The organism is Kineococcus sp. NBC_00420, assembly GCF_036021035.1.
In the GTDB taxonomy this organism is placed as follows: domain Bacteria; phylum Actinomycetota; class Actinomycetes; order Actinomycetales; family Kineococcaceae; genus Kineococcus.
This window is the reverse complement of the sequence record NZ_CP107930.1, coordinates 1,141,385-1,159,243: the sequence shown is the minus strand read 5'-3', so window position 1 is coordinate 1,159,243 and position 17,859 is coordinate 1,141,385. Positions and strand designations below refer to the sequence as shown.

Genomic DNA, 17,859 nt, shown 5'->3' with positions numbered 1-17,859 from the left:
GAGTCGTAGAGTCGCCTCGTGAGCACCGAGGCCACCACCGTCCGCCCCTCCGAGGGTCCCTCCGCAGGTTCCACGTTGCCGCGGACGTCGCCGTCCGCCCAGGGGGTCGACGCACGCGGCATCGCCGCCTTCGTCGACGCCCTCGAGAACACCCCCGGCGTCGAACCGCACAGCCTGCAGGTCCTGCGCCACGGCGCGGTCGTCGCGGAGGGGTGGTGGGCGCCCTACGCGCCGGAACGGCCGCACCTGCTGTACTCCCTCAGCAAGAGCTTCACCTCCACCGCCCTGGGTTTCGCCGTCGCCGAAGGGCTCGTGGACCTCGACGCCACGGTGCTCTCCTACTTCCCCGAGTTCGACGCCGAGGTCACCGACGACCGGGCCCGGCGGATCCTCGTCCGCCACGTCGCGAACATGGCCAGCGGCCACCGCGAGGAGACCCTCGAGCGGGCCCTGCAGCACCCGTCGGGCGACATCGTCCGCGGCTTCCTGCAGATCCGGCCGGACGAGGAACCGGGCACGCTGTTCTGCTACAACCAGCCCTGCACCTTCTCGGTGTCGGCCATCGTGCAGCGCCAGGCCGGCCAGGGGCTGCTGGAGTTCCTGCGCCCGCGGCTGCTCGAACCCCTCGGCATCGACCCCGCCGGTGTCGGCTGGTTGCTCGACGGGCAGGACCGCGAACTCGGGTTCTCGGGTTTCCACGCCCAGACCGAGGCGATCGCGAAACTCGGCCAGCTCTACCTGCAGCGCGGGGTCTGGAACGGTGAGCGGTTGCTGCCGGAGGCCTGGGTCGCCGAGGCGACGCGCTCGCACATCGACAACTCTTCCTTCAACGACAACCCGGACTGGCGGCAGGGGTACGGGTTCCAGTTCTGGATGGCCCGCCACGGCTACCGCGGGGACGGGGCCTACGGGCAGTTCTGCGTCGTGCTCCCCGAGCAGGACGCCGTCGTGGCGGTCACCTCGCAGAGCCCGGACATGCAGGCCGTCCTCGACGCCCTCTGGGAGCACCTGCTGCCGGCCCTGGACGCCGCGGAACTCCCCGGGGCCGACGTGGAAGACCAGCTGGTGCAACGGTTGTCGAACCTCGCGTTGCCCACCGCGGGCGGGACGCCGATGACGGGGGAGTTCACCCCGGCCGCCGGGAACCAGCAGTCGACACTGACGGGGGTCGTCGTCACCGACGGCGAGGTCGTCCTACACGACGCGGGATCGGAACTGCGGGCCGCGATCGGCGAGGGTGAGTGGGCCGTCACCGGGCCGCTGGCCGTGACGTCGACGCCGGGCGGGATCGACGTGGTCTTCGTCGAGACCCCGCACCGGTTGCACCTGGGTCTCCACGGTGCGGAGTTCACCGCGACCTGGGAGACCGTCCCGCTGCACACCTCCGCGCTCTCGATCCTGCGCAAACCCGTCCGTGACTGATCCGGTCCGCCGACGGTGATCCGGCTGCGCCGGGCCGGGGACCTCGGCCGCGACGCCGTGCTGGCGATCGCGGCCGGGGCTCCCGTGGAACTCGCCCCCGAACTCCGCGAGTCCCTGGTGTCCTCCCGGGCGGCCGTCCTGGCCGCGCTGGAGGGATCGGGGCCGGTCTACGGGGTGACCACCGGCATGGGCGCGATGGCCGGGATCACCCTCGACGCCCGGGCCCGGGCGAGGCACCAGGCGAACCTCGTCGTGGGCCGCGCCGTGGGGTCGGCGCCGTGGTTGCCGGAGCCCGCCGCGCGGGCGGTGCTGGCCGTCCGGTTGCGGACGTTCCTGCACCCCGAGGCCGGCGTCTCCCCGGAGTTGTGCGAGCGGTTGGTGGAGTTGCTGAACTCCGGGATCCACCCGCAGGTCCCGTGGCGCGGCAACGGCGCGGCGGGGGAGATCATCCCGCTCGCCCACGTCGGGGCCGTCGTGCTCGGGGGTCCGGGAACCCTCGACGGGCGCTCGCTGCCCCCCTTCGCGTTCGGGACCAAGGAAGGGGTGGCGTTCCTCGAGGGCGTGCCCGTCGCCACCGCGCTCGCCACCCTGCACGAGGCCGAGGCGGCGACCCTGCTGGCTCAGGCGGAGCTCGTCCTCGCGGCCTCGAGCGAGGTCCTGCGCGCGAGCTACGACCCCGTGCGGGAGGGGGTCGCGCGCGGTGACGACGTCCTGGCCGGGGTGCTCGGGCGGTTGCGGTCGCGTCGGCCGGTCGGTGACGTCCACGCCCTGCAGGCCCCGCTCTCGGTCCGGGTCGGGGCGGCCGCGTGCGCGCTGGTGCACCGCCGTCGTGTTGCCCTGGAGGACGCCGTCGACCGGGCGCTGGACGGGGTGACCGACTCGCCCGCGTTCCTCGACGGCGAGTTCACCGGCACCGCCGGGTTCGCCGGGACCGACCTGGCCGCCGACTCCGACGCCCTCACCGCGGCCCTGGTCCACCTCGCGGACACCGGTGCCGCGCGCACCCACCGGATGCTCGACACCCGCCAGACCGGTCTGCCCCCGCAGCTCTCACCGCAACCGGGGGTCGAGGCGGGGCTCGTCGCCGTCCACAAGCGTGCGGTCGGGGTCGTGCACCGGCTGCGCCGCTTCGCCGTCCCCGCGGCGCTGGGGTCGGTCGAGACGTCGCTGGGGCAGGAGGACGTGCAGAGCTTCGCGCTGGAGTCCGCGGAGTGCCTGGCCGAGGGCCTCGCCGGGGTGCGCGAGGTCCTGGCCGTGGAACTGCTCGCCGTGCACCGTGCCCGGTTGCTGCGCGGGGGTCTGCCGGGGCTGTCCGGCGAGCTCGTGGCCGCCCTCGACGAGGTCGCCGCCGCGCTGGGTGAGGACGTGCGCGACCGTCCCTACGGACGCGACCTCGACCGGCTCACCGAGCTGCTGAACCACGGCTGGGGAACCGCCGGCGCGCGGTGACCTCGCACCGGGACCCTTTCCGCCCGTCCGGCCGCCGCCGGGCCGGAGGTCAGGCGCCCAGCGCCGCCGTCGAGGCGCGCACGACCAGCTCGGGCCGGAACGTTACGGGCTCGGGCACCTCGCCGTCTCCCTCGAGGGCCAGCAGCTGCTCCACCGCCGCGGCGACGATGGCGTCCTCGTCCCACGCCATCGTCGTCAGCCCGGGGGCGACGAGACCGGCGAGCTGGTGGTCGTCGAACCCGACGACGGAGAGGTCGTCGGGGATCCGCAGCCCGAGGTCGCTCGCCGCGCGGTAGACGCCGAAGGCCAGGGAGTCGGAGAGGCAGAACACCGCGGTCGGGCGGTCCGGGACGGACAGGAGCAGCGCGGCGGTCCCGGCGGCCCGTGCAGGCGACGCCGGGGCGGGGACGACGAGCAGGTCGAGGCCGAGGTCCCCGGCGACCTGCACGGCCAGCAGTTCCGAGGGACGTCCCGGCGTGGAGGGCAGCGACGGGGTCAGCAGGGCGATCCGTCGGTGGCCGAGCGCCCGCAGGTGCTCCATCGCGGTGGTCACGCCGACGCGGTTGTCGAAGAGGACCGCTCCGCTGGCGGGGCGGCCGGGGAGCGCGTCGCCGATCGACACCACGGCCGTCGAGAGCGGCAGCAGGGACCAGTAGTCGGCGGAGGGGTCCACGGGGGAGACGAGCACCCCGTCGACGCGCTGGGCGGCGAACCGCTGCACCACACGGCGTTCCGCCGCGGGGTCGGCGTCGGCGTCGGCGATCGTGGCGTCCCGGTCGGCGGTGCGCAGGGCCCGGGTCAGCATCACCGAGAGGTCCTGCTGCCACAGGTCGCGCAGGGAACCGCTCACGCCGATCGTCCCGGTGCGACCGCTCGCGAGCGCCCGGGCGATGGGGTCGACGTGGTAGCCGAGCTCGACGGCGAGGGTCTGGACCCTGGCGATGGTCGCGGCGGAACCGCGGGTCCCGCGCAGGGCGTAGGAGGTGGCGGCGAGGGAGAGTCCGGCCGCGTCGGCGACGTCCTGCAGGGTGCGGCGCGCTTCCTTCGGCACGGACTGGAGAGTAGTCGTGCCCGGCCGCGCCGCACGGTGAGCTCGCTCCCGGGGCAGGGACCCGACTTGACGAACGCTTGAGTGAAGCGCTTCACTCGTCGATGGGAGTGAAGCGCTTCACGGAACGAACCGAGGAGGGGCCGTGCGCACCGACTGCCACCAGCACCTGTGGCCCGCACGACTGCTCGACGCCCTCCGCGAACGCACCACCCCGCCCTTCCTCGACGGCTGGACCCTGCACCTGCCGGGCGAGCCGCCCTGCCGGATCGACCCCGCCGCCCACGACGTGGCGACGCGCGCGACCGCCGAGACCGCCGACGGCACCGGACGGGCGCTGGTCTCGCTGTCCTCCCCGCTCGGTCTCGAGCACCTGCCGGGGGAGGACGCCGACCCGCTCCTCGCGGCCTGGAACGACGGTGCGCTGGAGCTGCCCGACCCGTTCCAGGTCTGGGCCGCTGCGGGGGTCACCGACCTCGACCCCGGGTCGCTGGCCAAGACCCTGCGCCAGGACCGCGTCGTCGGCCTGCAGCTGCCCGCCACGGCGTTCAACGACCCGCGGGCCGTCGCGCGGCTGGAACCCCTGCTGGCCGAGTGCGAACTGGCCGACAAGCCCGTCCTGATCCACCCGGGTCCCGCCCCGGTCTGCGACACGAGCGACCTCCCCGCCTGGTGGCCGGCGCTGGTGCCCTACGTGCAGCAGCTGCACGCGTCCTGGCTGGCGTGGCACGTCGGGGGCCGGGAACGACACCCGACCCTGCGGATCGCGTTCGTCGCGCTCGCCGGACTCGCTGCGCTGCACCACGAACGCCTCGCCGCCCGGGGTGGTGCGCTGGGCCGCCTGGACCCCCTCGTGCACTACGAGACGAGTTCCTACGGACCGCGCGCGATCGACGCCCTCGTCCGCGTCGTCGGGATCGACCCGTTGGTGCTCGGGACCGACCGGCCCTACGCCCAGCCGTTCGACGCCACCGACCTCCCGGGTTTCGGCGCGGCCTTCGCCCACGCCCTGACCCGTTCCAACCCCGCCCACCTCCTCGAAGGGACACCCCGGTGACCATCGCCCTTGAAACCCCGACCGCCCACGAAACCCCGACCGCCCCCGGCTCCACCGGTCTACCCGCCGCACCGGGGCGCACCCTCTCCCCCCGCGAGCTCGAGGACTGGGTCGAGCGGGCGGCGGCCACCCCGCAGGCCTGGGAGCACCTCGTCCGCCACGACACCGGTGGCCGCCACTTCGTCTCGCTCTACCGCGACGGTGACGTCGACGTCTGGCTGCTGTGCTGGAACACCGTCGACGACACCGGCTGGCACGACCACGACACCTCCTCCGGAGCCGTCGCCGTCACCCGCGGCGCCGTCGTCGAGGCCAACCCACGGATGGGCGGGGAACCCTTCGTGCGCACCGTCGAGGCCGGCCGGTCCTTCGCCTTCGGCCCCGACCACATCCACCGCATGTCCGGTGCCGTCGACGGTTCCGTCTCGATCCACGCCTACTCCCCGCCGTTGTGGCGGATGGGCCAGTACTCGATCAGCCCCTCGGGCGTGATGCGCCGGATGTCGGTCAGCTACGCCGACGAGCTGCGCCCCCTGGACGCCTAGCCTGCTCCCGTGCCCGCACTGGACCTCGACGTCGTCTGGAACTCCGGAGCCTCCGGAGCCCCCGAACCGCCCGTCCAGATCCACCGGGCCCGGGCGGACACGGTCGTCCTGCGCCAGAGCATCGCCACCCACTTCGAGGCGCCGTTCCTGTACCTGCTGTTCGGGTCGGACCGGGCGCTCCTGCTCGACACCGGGGCCGTCGCGGACCCGGCCGCCTCCCCGGTGCGCGAGACCGTCGACGGGTTGGTCGCGGAGTGGCTCACCGAGCACCCGCACCCCGGCTACGGACTCGTCGTGGCCCACACGCACGCCCACGGCGACCACGTCGCCGGTGACGCGCAGTTCCGCGGCCGGCCCTCGACGCTCGTCGTCGGCCACGACGTCGCCGCCGTGCACGCGTTCCTCGGGATCGAGCGGCCGGACGGTTCCGGGCGTCTCGACCTGGGTGGACGCGACCTCGTCGTGCTCCCGATCCCGGGCCACCACCCGACGTCGATCGCCGTGCACGACCCCGCCACCCGCACGGTCCTCACCGGCGACACGCTCTACCCGGGCCGCCTGTACGTCGACGACTTCCCGGCGTTCTCCCGGTCGCTGGCGCGGCTGCAGCGCCTCGTCCGCGACGCCGGGGTCGAGTACCTGCTCGGAGCCCACGTCGAGATGTCCGACGTCGCCGGCGTGGACCACCCCCGCGGCTCGACCCGCCACGACGGCGAGGCCCCGCTGCCCATGACCCCCGCCCAGCTCGACGCCGTGGTGACCGCCGCCGCGAGCACCGGCGGGGTCCCCGGACGCCACGTCTTCGACGACGTCGCGATCTGGATCGACTAGCTGGACCGATCAGCTCGGCGGCACCCGCACCAGCAGCGCCAGGTCGGCGACCCGCGCCACGACGGCCTCCACGTCCGGCCCGATCGGCATGTCGCGGGAGTCGTGCTCCAGGAACTCGTCGAACACCGCGAACAGCGCCGAAGCGCCGGGGGAGAGCCGGTCCGGTGCGGCCCGCAACGCCCGCACCGCCGCGAGCGCCTCGATCGCCAGCACCACCGGAGCCAGCTCCGCGGTCTGGCGCAACGCCCGCGCGCCCTGGGTCGCGAAGCTCGCGTGCTCCTCCAGGCCCAGGGAGATGCTGACCGTCCCCGACGTCGAGGGCGCCGTCGCCGGGCGCAGCTCGGCCAGCACGTCCTGCACCACGTACTCGCCGATCATCAACCCCGACGATCCGCGCGGGCCCGCCGCGAGGAACGCCCGCAGGCCGGTGTGCTCGGGACGCAGCAGCAGTGCGAGCCGCGCGGCGGACAACGTCAGCACCCCGAAGGTGGTCGCGCGCAACGTGTCCAGGGTCGTCGCCAGCGACGCGGCGTGGAACTGGCCGTGGTGGAACACCCCGTGCGGGGAGACGAGCGGGTTCTCCCCGGGCGTCGAGGCCTCCAGAAGCAGCACGTCCTCGAGGGCCTGCGCCGCCGTGAACGCGGGCGCGAGGACCTGCGGCGCGGTGCGCAACGCGAACGGGTCCTGCAACCGCACCGGCGCGGGACCGTCCGCGACCAGCGCGGACAACGTCGCCGCCACCCCCCGCTGACCCGGGTGCGCGCGGGCCGCGTGCACGGGGGAGGCCCACGCCTCCGGGTTCCCGCGCAGCGCGAGGAACGACAGCGCCGAGATCCCCACCCCCGCCGCCAGCAGCTGGCGCAATCGGGCCAGCGCCAGCGACGCCGTGGCCAGGGTCAGGGCGTGGGAGGAGATGAGCGGCAGCGCGTCGGCCGCCCCCAGCGCGACGGGCGCGACCCCGCCGCGGGCCCACGGCCGCTCCCCGACCAGGGTCAGCCCCAGCTCGGCCAGCGACGCGAGGTCGGAGGTCCCGATCCCGCCGAAGCGGTGCATCGTCGGCAGCGCGTCGGACTCGACCGCGTCGGCCAGGGCCCCCAGGACCGGCGGGCTGATCCCCGCCCCGAGCTGGGCGTGCGCCCCGGCCAGCAGCTGGTTCAACCGGATCAGCAGCGCGGCGCGCGTCGTCGCCTCGTCCTCCACCGGACCCAGCGAGGCCGCGTGCGAACGCAGCAACCGCAGCCCGTGCGCCCGCGGGTGCTCGGCCTGCTCCTCGTCGACCTCGACGTCCTTGTTGGCGCCCACGCCCGTCGTCGCGCCGTAGACGGCTCCGCGGTCACGGGCCGCACCCATCGCCTCGTGCAACGCCTCCAGCCGGCCGAGCACGACCCGGTCCACGACCGGCCGTGCGCGGCCCGACGCCAGGTCGGCGAGGTCCTCCAGCGACAGCGTGTGCCCCGCCACCGGGACCCCGCGAGTCGCGGGCGGGACGGCCTCGTGCTCCACTCTTCCTCCGCGGCCGGTTCGATCAGGTGCAGGTTGCGATCAGGTGCAGGTTGCGATCAGGTAAAGCCTGGTCGCGCCTGGCCGTGCCTGGTTGACCCGACCACGACCACCGCCAACCATGTACCCGCCCGAGACCGCAGCACCGCAGGCGCGCCCCGTGGGCTCGTCGGTTCAACCCAGGAGCCGCCCGTGATCACGTTCGAGGCCGTCCGCAAGCAGTTCCCCGACGGGACGGTGGCGGTCGAACAGCTCGACCTCGAACTGCCCACGGGCCAGATCACGGTCTTCGTGGGGCCCTCCGGATGTGGCAAGACGACGTCCCTGCGCATGATCAACCGGATGATCGAGCCGACCGGTGGGCGCATCACCATCGACGGCGACGACGTCCGCAGCAAGGACCCCGCGGCCCTGCGCCGCGGCATCGGCTACGTCATCCAGCACGCGGGCCTCTTCCCGCACAAGACCGTCCTCGACAACGTCATGACGGTCCCCAAGCTCGTCGGCCGCGGCAAGCAGCGTCAGGTCGCCCTCGAGCTGCTCGAACGCGTCGGCCTGCCGACGGCTTTCGCCGACCGCTACCCGGCCCAGCTCTCCGGCGGCCAGCAGCAGCGCGTCGGCGTCGCCCGGGCGCTCGCGGCCGACCCGCCCGTCATGCTCATGGACGAACCGTTCTCCGCCGTCGACCCCATCGTGCGCGGTCAGCTCCAGGAGGAGTTCCTCCGGCTGCAGGGCGAGCTCGGCAAGACCATCGCCATCGTCACCCACGACATCGACGAGGCCATCACGCTGGGGGACCGCATCGCCGTCTTCCGCGAGGGCGGCCACCTCGCCCAGGTCGGCTCGCCCCGGGACCTGCTGACGAAACCGGCCGACGACTTCGTCCGCCACTTCGTCGGCCGTGACCGCGGCTACCGCGGGCTCTCCTTCGAGGGCCTGCAGGACCTCCCCGTGCGGCCCGTCACCGACGAGACCTTCACCACCCTCGCCCTCGACGAGGCCGGGCGACCCGTCGGGATCGACGGCTTCCGCGCCGGCGACTCGCTGCGCACCGTCATCGACCTGACCCTGACCTCCCCGCACGGGATCGCCGTCCAGGTCGACGACGAGGGCCGCGCGACGGGGTTCGTGCACCACCACGACGTCGTCGACCTGCTGGAGAAGCGCCGGTGAGCTCGATCCTCGACTACCTCCGCGACAACTCCGGGATCGTCCTCGACGCCCTCGGCCAGCACGTGCTGCTCGCCGTGATCCCGCTCGTCGTCGGGGTGGTCGTGGCGCTGCCGATCGGCTACCTCGGGGTGCGGTTCGGCTGGCTCTACCACCCGATCCTCAACATCTCCGGCGTCGTCTACGCGATCCCGTCGCTGGCCATCTTCGTCACCCTGCCCTACGTGCTCGGGACGAAGATCCTCTCCCCGGTGAACATCGTGGTGGCGCTCGCGATCTACACGGTGGCGCTGATGTCGCGGACCGTCGCCGACGGTCTGCGCTCCGTCGACCCGGCGCTGACGGAGGCCGCGACGGCCATGGGCTACAAGCGGACCCGTCGCCTCCTCGAGGTCGAGCTCCCGCTGGCGGCGCCCGTCATCCTCGCCGGGGTCCGGGTCGCGGCGGTCTCGAACATCTCCCTCGTCAGCGTCGGGGCCCTGCTGGGGATCGGTGGCCTCGGGGCCCTGTTCACCCGCGGGTTCCAGCTCTTCTACACCGCACCGATCGTGGTCGGGATCGTGCTCTCGATCCTGCTCGCCGCGATCGCCGACGTGGTGATCGTGCTGTTCCAGCGGGCCGTCACCCCGTGGACCCGAGCCGGGGCAGGAGCCTGACGTGAACGACACCCCGTACCTGCTCGACCCCGCCCACTGGGACTGGGGGACCACCGGTTCGATCCCGCACCTGCTGGTGACCCACCTCGGCTACACCGCGATCTCGGTGCTCGTCGGCTTCGTCATCGCCTTCCCCATCGGGCTGCTCATCGGCCACACCGGCAAGGGCTCGTTCCTGGCCATCAACGCCGGCAACGCCGGCCGGTCGCTGCCGACGCTGGGGCTGCTGAGCCTGCTCGTGGTCCTGATGGGGCTGCGGTTCACCCCCGTGCTCATCGCGCTCGTCGTGCTGGTCATCCCGCCGATCCTGACCTCGACCTACGCGGGGCTGCGCTCGGTGGACCGCAACGCCGTCGACGCGGCGAAGGGGATGGGCATGACGTCCACCCAGGTGCTGTTCCGCGTCGAACTGCCGATGGCGCTGCCCGTCGTGTTCGGCGGGCTGCGCGCCGCGGTGCTGCAGGTCGTCGCGACGGCCACCGTCGCGGCCTACGTGGGGCAGTCCGGTCTCGGTCGCCTGCTGGTCGACGGCCTCGCCGTCAACGACTACGGCCGGGTCGTCGCGGGGGCCGTCGTGGTCGCCGCGCTGGCCATCGTGCTCGACCTGCTGCTCGGTCTCGTGCAGCGCTACGTCGTCTCGCCGGGGATCACCGGGCGCGGTCTGGGCCGCGCACGGGCCACAGGATCCGTGGCAGAGTCCCCCGAAGAAGTTGAACTCGTTGGTGCTGGATCGTCGAAAGGCTCGTCATGAACCGCCGGAACCTCCTCGGACTCGCCCTGGTGGGCTCCCTCAGCGCGACCCTGGCCGCGTGCGGTGGTGGGGACGACCCGTTGTCCACGACCGACACCTCCTCGGGGTCGGTCGACAGCGCGACGGTCATCGTCGGCTCGGCGAACTTCCCCGAGAGCGAACTGCTGGCCGAGATGTACTCGCAGGTCCTCGAGAAGGCCGGCGCGAAGGTCACCCGCAAGTTCAACATCGGGGCCCGCGAGGTCTACCTCAAGGCCCTCGACGACGGCTCGATCGACCTGCTGCCCGAGTACAACGGCGCCCTGCTCGCCGGCCTCTCCGACAGCGGCAGCGCCCCGGAGGGTGTCTCCACCCCCGAGCAGGTCCTGGACGCGCTGAAGAAGGTCCTGCCCCAGGGCACCGAGGTGCTCGAGCAGTCCGCGGCCGAGGACAAGGACACCCTTTCGGTGTCCGCGGCCACCGCGAGCCAGTACAGCCTCAAGACCATCGAGGACCTCGCGCCCGTCGCGAAGGACCTCGTCTGCGGAGCCGGGCCGGAGTTCCAGGAGCGCTACCAGGGTCTCGTCGGGCTCCAGGAGCTCTACAGCGTGAAGTTCAAGGAGTTCAAGGCCCTCGACGCGGGTGGCCCGCTGACCGTCGGTGCGCTGGTGGACGGCTCGATCCAGGTCGGCAACATCTTCTCCACCGACTCGGCCATCGAGACGAACAAGTTCGTCACCCTCGAGGACACCAAGAACCTGTTCCTCGCGCAGAACATCCTGCCGCTGATCCGATCCTCCAAGAACACCTCGCAGATCACCGACGCCCTCAACGGGCTGTCGGCGAAGCTGACCACCGCGGACCTGACCAAGTACCTCGCGGAGGTCCAGGTCGACAAGAAGCCGTCGGCCACCGTCGCCAAGGACTACCTGACCTCCCTCGGCCTGCTCTGATCCGGCCTGCTGCGACCTGGAGTTGACCTGGAGTCGACTCCAGGTCGTAGCGTCTGCGCCATGACGCAGACGTACCAACGCACCCCGCAGGAACCGGTCGGCTCCGGATTCGGACACGACTCGACCGCGATCGAGGTCCTCGAGGGCATCGACCTGACAGGGAAGCTCGTCGTCCTCACCGGCGGCTACTCGGGCATCGGCCTCGAGGCGACCCGGGCCCTCACCGCGGCGGGCGCGCACGTCGTGGTCCCCGCCCGCCGCCCGGAGCACGCCGCCGCGGAACTGGGCGGCGTCGGTGAGGTCGCGGAACTCGATCTCGGGGACCAGGGCAGCATCGCCCGGTTCGCGAACACCTTCCTCGACTCCGGCCGCAGCATCGACGCCTTCATCGGCAACGCCGGGATCATGGCGAACCCGCTGATCCGCATCGAGGGTGGCTGGGAATCGCAGTTCGGGACCAACCACCTCGGTCACTACGCCCTCGTGAACCGGTTGTGGCCGGCGATCGCCGCGGGCGGTGGACGGGTCGTGTCGCTGTCGAGTTCCGCCCACCACCGTTCCGGCATCCGGTGGGACGACGTGATGTTCGAGCGCTCCGAGTACGACAAGTGGGCGGCCTACGGCCAGGCCAAGACGGCCAACGCGCTGTTCGCGCTCCACCTCGACGCACTGGCTGCGCCGCAAGGGGTCCGCGCCTTCTCGGTGCACCCGGGCGGGATCCTCACACCTCTGCAGCGCCACCTCCCCCGCGAGGAGATGGTGAACCTCGGCTGGATCGACGCCGACGGGAACCTCCTGATGGACGGGTTCAAGACCCCGGCCGGGGGAGCCTCGACGGAGGTCTGGGCGGCGACGAACCCCAAGCTCGACGGCCTCGGCGGGGTGTTCTGCGAGGACTGCGAGATCGCCCTGCCCGTCGACGCCGAGCGCCCGCGGTTCACCGTCGGGGTGGCCCCGCACGCGACCGACCCCGAGGCCGCGGCCCGGCTGTGGGCGTTGTCGGCGGAACTGACCGGCGTGGACGCCTTCGCCTGAGTCGCCCCACGCGAACGGCCGACGGTCCGGCAGGGTTCTCCCCGCCGGACCGTCGGCCGTCGTCAGTTCCGGGTGGTCCCGGTGATCAGCGTCAGGCGGGGACCAGCCAGGTCACGCCGAGCGGCGGGACGCGCAGGGCGGTGGAGAACTGCTGACCGTTCCAGGCCACGTCCTCACCCTTCAGGACGCCGGTGTTCACCACACCCGATCCCGCGAACTCCTCAGCGTCGGTGTTGAGGATCTCGCGCCACGGCCCCGCGCTGGGCAGGCCGACGCGGAAGTCCTCGTAGGCGGCACCGGAGAAGTTGCAGACCGCGACGAGCGGTTTGCCGTCGGTGGACCGGCGCACGAACGAGATGAGGTTGCGCTGGTTGTCGGCACCGTCGATCCACTGGAAACCCTCGGACGTGAAGTCGTCGGACCACAGTTCCGGGCGTGTCTTGTAGACGGCGTTCATGGTCGAGACCAGGCGGTGCAGACCCTGGTGCCACGGGGTGTCCAGCAGCCACCAGTCCAGCGAGCGGGACTCCGCCCACTCGGACTCCTGGCCGAACTCCGAGCCCATGAACAGCAACTGCTTGCCGGGGTGGGACCACATGTAGGCGAGGTAGGCGCGGACGTTGGCGAGCTGCTGCCAGCGGTCGCCGGGCATCTTGCGCAGCAGCGAGCCCTTCCCGTGCACGACCTCGTCGTGCGAGATCGGCAGGGTGAAGTTCTCGGTGAACGCGTAGACCAGGCTGAACGTCAGCTCACCGTGGTGGTACTGCCGGTTCACCGGGTCCTGCGCGAAGTAGCGCAGCGAGTCGTTCATCCAGCCCATGTTCCACTTCAGGCCGAACCCGAGACCGCCGCCGCTGGTGGGGGCCGTGACGCCCGGGTAGGCCGTGGACTCCTCGGCGATCATCATGATGCCCGGGGTGCGCTTGTAGGCGGTGGCGTTGGCCTCCTGCAGGAAGGCGATCGCCTCGAGGTTCTCCCGGCCGCCGTGGCGGTTGGGGACCCACTCGCCCTCGTTGCGGGAGTAGTCCAGGTAGAGCATGGAGGCGACCGCGTCGACGCGCAGGCCGTCGGCGTGGAACTCCTCCAGCCAGTACAGCCCGGAGGCGACGAGGAAGTTGCGGACCTCGCTGCGCCCGAAGTTCGGGATGTAGGTGCCCCAGTCCATGTGCTCGCCGAGACGGGGGTCGGGGTGCTCGTAGAGCGCGGTGCCGTCGAACTTCGCCAGGGCGAACTCGTCCTTGGGGAAGTGTCCGGGGACCCAGTCGATGATGACGCCGACGCCGGCCTGGTGGAGGGCGTCGATGAGGTGACGCAGCTCGTCGGGGGAGCCGAAGCGGGAGGTGGGCGCGAAGTAACCCGTGACCTGGTAGCCCCAGGACCCGCCGAACGGGTGTTCCATGACGGGCAGGAACTCGACGTGGGTGAAGCCCGCCGCGCTCACGTAGTCGACGAGCTCGGTCGCCAGGTCGGTGTAGCTCAGCCCCTGCTTCCAGGACCCGAGGTGCACCTCGTAGACCGAGACCGGCCCGTCCTGGGCGCTGCGGGCGGCGCGCTGCTCCAGCCACGCCGCGTCGTTCCAGGCGTAGGACGACTCGGTGACGACCGAGGCCGTCGCGGGCGGGACCTCGCTGGCGCGGGCCATCGGGTCGGCCTTCTGACGCCAGTGGTCGTCGGCGCCGAGGATCTCGAACTTGTAGCGGGACCCCGCGGCCACCCCGGGCACGAAGATCTCCCAGACCCCGGAGGACCCCAGCGAGCGCATCCCGTGCTCGCGGCCGCTCCAGTGGTTGTGGTCGCCGACAACGCGCACCGCCTTCGCCGCGGGCGCCCACACGGCGAACGCCGTGCCCTCGACGGCCCCCCGCGGCCCGTTCCAGCGCTTGACGTGGCTGCCGAGGACGTTCCACAGCTCCTCGTGGCGGCCCTCGCCGATGAGGTGCAGGTCGACCTGGCCCACGGTGGGGAGGAAGCGGTACGGGTCGTCGAGCAGGACCGGTTCCGCGCCGGGGTAGGTCACCTCGACGCGGTAGTCGCCGACCGCCCCGCCCGGCTGGACGCCGACCCAGACGCCGTCGTACTCGTGGACGAGCCCGACGCGGCTGCCGTCCTCGGTCACGACGGTGACGGCCGAGGCGAAGGGCTTGAGGACCCGGTAGGTGAGCGCGTCACCGTCGGGGTGGGCGCCGAGGACCGAGTGCGGGGACCAGTGCGCCCCGGCGGCGGCCCGGGCCAGGTCGTCGGCGTCGACGGGGCGGGGGGTCGGGGCGGGGGAGGGGGCTTCACTGGACATGGTCGGAGTCTCCCGTGGTGATCAAGACCTCGCCTCTCAGGACGGGTCGGTGGAGGCGGTCTGGAGCAGGCGGTGGACGGCGTCGAGGGGGATGCGCAGCCAGTCGGGCCGGTTGCGGGCCTCGTAGACGACCTCGTAGAGGGCCTTGTCGAGTTCCAGCGCGGCCAGCAGGACCGCCTGGTCCCCGGCGCGCGGGTCGGCACCGACGACCTCGGTGTAGCCCGCGAGGAACGCCTCGCGGCACGCCTCCCCCCAGCTACCGGGGTCGGGGACGGTCGAGGCCGCGTAGTCGAAGGACCGCAGCATCCCCGCGACGTCGCGCAGCGCGAGGTCGGGCACGCTGCGTTCGGCGAGCGGTCGCAGCGGCTCGCCCTCGAAGTCCAGCAGGACCCAGCCGCGGGTGGCGGAGTGCAGGACCTGACCGAGGTGGTAGTCGCCGTGCACGCGCTGCAGGGCCGGGGCGTGGGTGACGTGGCGGACAGCGTCGACGCGGGCGCGGGCCGCCTCGGCGACGTCGCGCAGCTGCGGTACGGCGGTGCACGCCCAGGCGACCCGTTCCAGCAGGCCGTCGGCGAGCACCCCCAGCCGGTCGGGGGTGGCGGTCTCGGTGGGCAGTTCCACGGCGAGGACGGCGTGGACCTCGGCCGTGGCCCGACCCAGCTCGCGCGCCTCCGGCGAGAAGTCGCGGCCCTGCGCGACGGCCGCGGTGGCGACGCGCCAGGCGTCCTCGGAACCGGCGAGGAACTCCGTCACGTGCACGAAGTGCCCGACGGCGCGGCCACCCTGCGCGTCGGTCCACTGCCCGTCCACCCAGCCCGAGGGGCGGGGCACGCGGCCGCAGCCGGCGTCGGCGAGCGCCGTCTGGACGACGACGTCGGGGTTGTCGCCCGCGGAGAGGACCCGGAACACCTTGGCGATGAGCGGGGTCTCGCCCTCGTCGGCGGAGACGACGATGGAGGTGTTGGACTGCTCGCCGCTGAGCACCTTGGTGCGGGCCGCCGCGGGGACGGGCAGACCACCGTGGGCGCTGTGGCCGTGCACGCCGAAGGCGCGCGAACCGGCACCCTCGCCGCTGGCGACGAGGGTCAGCAGGGAGCGGGTGAAGGTCGGGTCGTGCGGACCGTCGTAGATCCAGGCGCGGACGCCGTCGACGTCGGGCAGTTCGCCGATGAGAGCGTGCGCGAGCGCCTCGTCGGGGGCGGGCCGGACGCTGATGGGGACGGAGTAGACGGTGCGGGGGGCGTCGTCGGCCTCACCGGAGCGGACGGTGAGCGCGACGAGCTGCGCGACGCCGGTCTCGTCGAGCGGGGTGCGTTCGATGCGTTGCACGTGGGCCGCGACCCCCTTGTGCGCGAACCAGCGCTGGGCGGGCGCCCAGTCCCGCAGCAGGGAGGCGATGGCCTCGTCGGAGGCGGTGGAGGTCCTGACGTCGGCGCTCACGAGGTCACCTTCAGCCAGTAGAAACCCCGCGAGCCGAGCGTGACGACCAGCGACCCGTCGGCGTCGACCTGCCCGAAGGCGGCACCGCCGAAGACGTCGCGGACGGTGGCTCCGGCGTGGTCCGGCATCCGCAGAGCGGCGGCCTGGGGGTGGTCGGAGAGGTTGTTCAGGCAGAGCACGGTTTCACCTTCCTCGTCGTGCGTCGGCTGCAGCACGCGCAGGAACGCGAGCACCGCCTCGTTGCTGCAGGAGCCTTCCTCGGGGCGTGCCTCGGCGCGCGTCGGGAGCGGCACGTAGGCCCCGCGCCCGAAGGCCGGGTGCGCCCGCCGCACGGCGAGCACGTCGCGGACCCAGTGCAGCAGCGAGGATCCCGTCGCGAGCTGCGCTTCGACGTTCACGGACTGGTAGTGGTAGACGAGCGACTGGATCGTCGGCAGGTAGAGCTTGCCGGGGTCGGCGGAGGAGAACCCGGAGTTGCGGTCGGGGGTCCACTGCATCGGGGTGCGGACGGCGTCGCGGTCGTCGAGCCAGATGTTGTCGCCCATGCCGATCTCGTCACCGTAGTAGAGGCACGGACTGCCCGGCAACGACAGGACGAGGGCGTGGATGAGCTGGATCTCGGGTCGGGAGTTGTCCAGCAGTGGTGCGAGCCGGCGGCGGATCCCGACGTTGGCGCGCATCCGCGGGTCCGGGGCGTACCAGCCGTACATGGCGGCCCGTTCCTCGGTCGTCACCATCTCCAGCGTCAGCTCGTCGTGGTTGCGCAGGAACGTGCCCCACTGACCGCTGGAGGTGGGGATGTCGGGGGTGGCCGAGAGGATCTCCGAGATCGGGGTCGCCCGCCCCTCCCGCAGCGCGTAGTACAGCCGGGGCATCACCGGGAAGTGGAAGCACATGTGGCACTCCGGGGCCTCCTCGGTCCCGAAGTACTCCACGACGTCGAAGGGCCACTGGTTGGCCTCGGCGAGCAGGACCCGGCCGGGGAACTCCTCGTCGACCATCTTCCGCAGCCGGTGCAGGTAGTCGTGGGTCTGGGGGAGGTTCTCCCCGTTGGTGCCCTCCTGGACGTAGAGGTAGGGCACGGCGTCGAGGCGGAAGCCGTCGATGCCCATGTCCAGCCAGAAGCGGACGGAGTCGAACATCGCCTCCTCCACGGCCGGGTTGTCGAAGTTCAGGTCCGGCTGGTGGGAGAAGAAGCGGTGCCAGAAGAACTGCCGCCGGACCGGGTCGAACGTCCAGTTCGAGGTCTCGGTGTCGACGAAGATGATGCGCGCGTCGGGGTACTTCGTGTCGTCGTCGCTCCAGACGTAGAAGTCCCCGTAGGGCCCGTCGGGGTCGTTGCGGCTCGCCTGGAACCAGGGGTGCTGGTCGCTGGTGTGGTTCATGACCAGGTCGATGACGATGCGGATCCCGCGCTGGTGGGCCTCGGTCACCAGGCGCTGGAAGTCGTGCAGGGTCCCGAACTCGGGCAGCACCGCGTTGTAGTCGGAGATGTCGTACCCGCCGTCGCGCAACGGGGAGGCGTAGAACGGCGGCAGCCAGAGGCAGTCGATCCCGAGCCACTGCAGGTAGTCGAGCTTGGCCGCGAGCCCGGCGAAGTCACCGGTGCCGGAACCGTTGGAGTCCGCGAAGGCGCGCACCAGCGCCTCGTAGAAGACCGCCGTCTTGTACCACTGGGGGTCGTTCTTCAGCCCGCCGCGGTCCCCGAGCCCGGCGAAGTGGAGACCTTCCAC

The 17,859-nt window shown here is 72.4% G+C and carries 15 protein-coding genes; 10 read left to right on the top strand and 5 right to left on the bottom strand.

Annotated features, from left to right (window positions below):
- Nucleotides 1-18: 18 nt before the first annotated feature.
- On the top strand, nt 19-1,422 hold the full coding sequence (locus OG218_RS05640; RefSeq protein WP_328292222.1) for a serine hydrolase domain-containing protein: 1,404 nt from the start codon (nt 19-21) through the stop codon (nt 1,420-1,422).
- Nucleotides 1,423-1,437: 15 nt separating this feature from the next.
- Nucleotides 1,438-2,871 (top strand): aromatic amino acid ammonia-lyase, encoded by a 1,434-nt coding sequence (locus OG218_RS05635; RefSeq protein WP_328292221.1) that lies wholly within the window; start codon nt 1,438-1,440, stop codon nt 2,869-2,871.
- A 49-nt stretch (nt 2,872-2,920) separates the two neighbouring features.
- Here the strand turns inward: OG218_RS05635 and OG218_RS05630 are convergent, their stop codons facing one another.
- Nucleotides 2,921-3,922: a LacI family DNA-binding transcriptional regulator gene (locus OG218_RS05630; RefSeq protein ID WP_328292220.1), complete on the bottom strand. Its 1,002-nt coding sequence runs from the start codon at nt 3,920-3,922 to the stop codon at nt 2,921-2,923.
- A gap of 142 nt (nt 3,923-4,064) precedes the next feature.
- On the opposite strand from OG218_RS05630, the gene OG218_RS05625 reads away from it, so the two are divergent.
- The 3 genes from OG218_RS05625 to OG218_RS05615 are packed head-to-tail and all read left to right on the top strand — an operon-like array spanning nt 4,065 to nt 6,352.
- Nucleotides 4,065-4,976 (top strand): amidohydrolase family protein, encoded by a 912-nt coding sequence (locus tag OG218_RS05625; RefSeq protein ID WP_328292219.1) that lies wholly within the window; start codon nt 4,065-4,067, stop codon nt 4,974-4,976.
- Between the two features lie 2 nt (nt 4,977-4,978).
- Complete coding sequence (locus OG218_RS05620) at nt 4,979-5,521, top strand: cysteine dioxygenase (RefSeq protein WP_380162454.1); 543 nt, start codon at nt 4,979-4,981, stop codon at nt 5,519-5,521.
- Between the two features lie 9 nt (nt 5,522-5,530).
- Nucleotides 5,531-6,352 carry an MBL fold metallo-hydrolase gene (locus OG218_RS05615; RefSeq protein ID WP_328292217.1) on the top strand — a complete coding sequence of 274 codons (822 nt, stop codon included), beginning with the start codon at nt 5,531-5,533 and terminating at the stop codon, nt 6,350-6,352.
- A 9-nt stretch (nt 6,353-6,361) separates the two neighbouring features.
- Here the strand turns inward: OG218_RS05615 and OG218_RS05610 are convergent, their stop codons facing one another.
- On the bottom strand, nt 6,362-7,855 hold the full coding sequence (locus OG218_RS05610; protein WP_328292216.1) for an aromatic amino acid lyase: 1,494 nt from the start codon (nt 7,853-7,855) through the stop codon (nt 6,362-6,364).
- Between the two features lie 189 nt (nt 7,856-8,044).
- On the opposite strand from OG218_RS05610, the gene OG218_RS05605 reads away from it, so the two are divergent.
- From OG218_RS05605 to OG218_RS05585, 5 genes are read left to right on the top strand one after another with little or no spacing between them, the layout of a single operon-like run.
- Nucleotides 8,045-9,025, top strand: a complete 981-nt coding sequence (locus tag OG218_RS05605; protein WP_328292215.1) for an ABC transporter ATP-binding protein — start codon at nt 8,045-8,047, stop codon at nt 9,023-9,025.
- Entirely contained in the window at nt 9,022-9,678 is a 657-nt protein-coding gene (locus OG218_RS05600) for an ABC transporter permease (protein ID WP_328292214.1), read from the top strand. The genes OG218_RS05605 and OG218_RS05600 overlap by 4 nt, the downstream gene beginning before the upstream one ends.
- A 1-nt stretch (nt 9,679) precedes the next feature.
- Nucleotides 9,680-10,429: an ABC transporter permease gene (locus OG218_RS05595; RefSeq protein ID WP_328292213.1), complete on the top strand. Its 750-nt coding sequence runs from the start codon at nt 9,680-9,682 to the stop codon at nt 10,427-10,429.
- Nucleotides 10,426-11,361 (top strand): ABC transporter substrate-binding protein, encoded by a 936-nt coding sequence (locus OG218_RS05590; RefSeq protein WP_328292212.1) that lies wholly within the window; start codon nt 10,426-10,428, stop codon nt 11,359-11,361. The genes OG218_RS05595 and OG218_RS05590 overlap by 4 nt, the downstream gene beginning before the upstream one ends.
- Nucleotides 11,362-11,421: 60 nt before the next feature.
- A complete protein-coding gene (locus OG218_RS05585; protein ID WP_328292211.1) occupies nt 11,422-12,396 on the top strand; it encodes an SDR family NAD(P)-dependent oxidoreductase in 975 nt (324 codons plus the stop codon).
- Nucleotides 12,397-12,487: 91 nt separating this feature from the next.
- On the opposite strand, the gene glgB is transcribed toward OG218_RS05585, so the two are convergent.
- The 3 genes from glgB to treS are packed head-to-tail and all read right to left on the bottom strand — an operon-like array spanning nt 12,488 to nt 17,859.
- Nucleotides 12,488-14,686, bottom strand: coding sequence for a 1,4-alpha-glucan branching protein GlgB (glgB, locus tag OG218_RS05580; RefSeq protein WP_328292210.1), 2,199 nt, complete (start codon nt 14,684-14,686; stop codon nt 12,488-12,490).
- 36 nt (nt 14,687-14,722) lie between these two features.
- Nucleotides 14,723-16,126 (bottom strand): maltokinase N-terminal cap-like domain-containing protein, encoded by a 1,404-nt coding sequence (locus OG218_RS05575; protein ID WP_328292209.1) that lies wholly within the window; start codon nt 16,124-16,126, stop codon nt 14,723-14,725.
- Complete coding sequence (gene treS, locus OG218_RS05570) at nt 16,123-17,859, bottom strand: maltose alpha-D-glucosyltransferase (protein ID WP_328292208.1); 1,737 nt, start codon at nt 17,857-17,859, stop codon at nt 16,123-16,125. The genes OG218_RS05575 and treS overlap by 4 nt, the downstream gene beginning before the upstream one ends.